Annotated in this window: 2 protein-coding genes; one reads left to right on the plus strand and one right to left on the minus strand. The window is 61.5% G+C overall.

Annotated features, from left to right (window positions below):
• Positions 1-1,279: RHS repeat-associated core domain-containing protein (locus VFV09_08295; protein HEU4867712.1), on the plus strand; the 1,279-nt coding region annotated here is incomplete at its 5' end.
• A 315-nt stretch (positions 1,280-1,594) separates the two neighbouring features.
• On the opposite strand, the gene VFV09_08300 is transcribed toward VFV09_08295, so the two are convergent.
• Positions 1,595-2,443 (minus strand): M15 family metallopeptidase (locus tag VFV09_08300; GenBank protein ID HEU4867713.1); only part of this gene is annotated, 849 nt, incomplete at its 5' end.

Below are 2,443 nucleotides of genomic sequence, written 5' to 3' on the forward strand. Positions count from 1 at the left end.
AGTGCTGACCCCGGCGGGGCTCGAGAGCTACAGCTACGACGACCTGTACCGGCTGACCGGGGTCACCTACCCGGATTCGTCGACCCAGGCCTACACCTACGACAACGTCGGCAACCGGCAGACCAAGGTAGAGGGCTCGACCACCTCCTACACCTACGACAACGCCGACCGGATGACCACAGCAGGCGGGGTGACCTACACCTACGACAACAACGGCAACCAGACCGGCCGGGGAACAGACGTGTTCGGCTGGGACATCGAGGACCGGCTCACCTCGGCAACCGTCGGGGGCAACCCGGTCAGCTACACCTATCGGGGAGACGACCTTCGGCACTCCAAGACCGAGGCCGGGATCACCACGGTCTTCACCTGGGACCTGGCGGCCGGGCTGCCGGTGGTGCTGCAGGAGGGCAACACCAGCTATGTCTACGGCCTGGGGCTGATCAGCCAAACCACCGGGACCACCACCAGCTACCCGCTCGCTGACGGTCTTGGGTCGACGGCGGCCCTGACCGATTCGTCAGGCGCGGTCACCGCGACCTACAAGTACGACGTGTTCGGTGCGGTCAAGTCGAGCACGGGGCCGGGTTCCACGGAGTTCCGGTTTGCCGGCCAGCAGGACGACCCGGCGCTGGGGTACCAGTATCTGAGGGCCCGGTACTACGACCCGGCAATCGGGCGGTTTGTAGGCAAGGATCCCCTGGATCGGCTAACCCTGGATGCGTTTGGGTATGCCGCAGGGAATCCGGTCAACATGACCGACCCTCTAGGTCTATACCCCGGACAGTCCTTTTTTGGAAAGGTCGGTCAGATCCTAGGATGCATGGTTCAAATGGTGAGCCCTCTCGGATGTCAAAACCCTTCTGCCAAACGCGTCGTAGGTGCTGGCATCGTGGCTGGTGAAGCCATGAGAACTCCGGATTACGTGACGATTGAAGGTTCCCTCGGCCATGTGACCGGATTCACAGGTAGTGGATCCCTTACTCGCCACGGCGACATTTATGCTGCGCCTGGTGGGTATGGTGGCATACCTCCGGGACTGGAAGTATCTTTGCGTGTTGGCTGGCTCAATCAGAAAACTTGCCCTACGGAGTCAGAACTGCGCAGATTCAAGGACGGGTGGAGCAACGGGGTCGCGGGCACGCTGCCAAATGGCTTCTCGGCCGCTGGATTCGCCAACGAGTCTGGATCTGCTACAGAACTCGGCATAGGGAGTCCATCACTTAGCTTCTCAGGGAGCGAAGGACTTCGGATGGGATCGGTGCCAATTGGATGGTAAGTCGTTAGCCTTCGCCGCATACTTTGTCGCCTTTGGTGGCGTACTTCTGGTAGTCGCGTTTTCCCGCAGAGGTTTCGACATAATCGTAGCGCCAGGACTTAAGACCCGGAGAAGGTTGGGAGCAAAGGTGTTTGGTGAACCCGATCGAACGTACGAAGAACAAGTTGCGCTTTACCGAAAGCTATCAGCAGCGGTTGGAGTGATTTTTGTTCTTTTCGGGCTAGCGCAGTTTGTGGGGTCCTTTTAAGCCGGCGCAGCAGCGACCCTCAAGAACTGACGAGAATGGCGTTTCCAGCCCAAGGAGTGCACCCAGTTCTAATCCTTCAGCACCGCCGCAAGTTCGAAATGCATTCCGTCGGGCTTGGTCCAGCGGCCGCCCCAGCGAAAACCCCACTTCTCGAAGATGGCGACCACCCGGGGGTCCATCTTCGGCTTGCTGCCTTCGGGGTTGTCGTAGACGTTGAGATCGATCGCCAGGCCCCAGGCGTGCTTGGACAGGGCGTGGTTGACCGGGTCCTTGGCAACGAACCGGGGCTGGTAGCACCGGCCGGCCTGAGAAGGGTTCAGCAGGTGGCCGAGCCCCTGCGCCTGAAGGTCTTTGATCGCCGCCTCCAGCTGCGGAATCATCAGTTTGTGGCAGCGGACGGTGCCGATGATGGGCATCCGGGCGGTCTGGAGGTGCTCGGCAACCCACTTCTTGTCCTGGTTGATGGTGCCGTCGGGGTTGACGGTGAACGTGAAGCTGCCGATGGCCTTTTGTGCCGAGGTGCCGGTGAAGAAGGTGCGGCCCGACGGTGGCAGCATGCTCTCGAACTTCACACCCGGCATGGCGGCTTCGAGGGCCTTGGTCACATCGGCGATCTTGGCGTCCTTGGCGGTCCCGACGACGAGCAGGGTCGGCTTGCCGAGGCCGAGTCGCTCCGCCTGCTCGATCGACATGAGCATCCCGGCCAGGCTGGGAGAGCCGTTGGTTGCCACTCCCCCGATCTTCAAGCTTTTGCGGCCGTCGGGAAGTTTGGCGGCGAGCGACTGGATCGGCTTGCCCCCGAAGATCTGGTACTCCTCGTTGGCGATGAAGCTCTGTGATTGGGCCAGGCCCTCCCAGACGAAGTGGGCTTTGGCGGTGAGCTCAGGCGCCAGCGGGCGGAACTCGTCGGGCTTGAC

The sequence above is a fragment of the Actinomycetota bacterium genome (assembly GCA_035759705.1).
Taxonomy (GTDB): Bacteria; Actinomycetota; CADDZG01; order JAHWKV01; family JAHWKV01; genus JAJCYE01.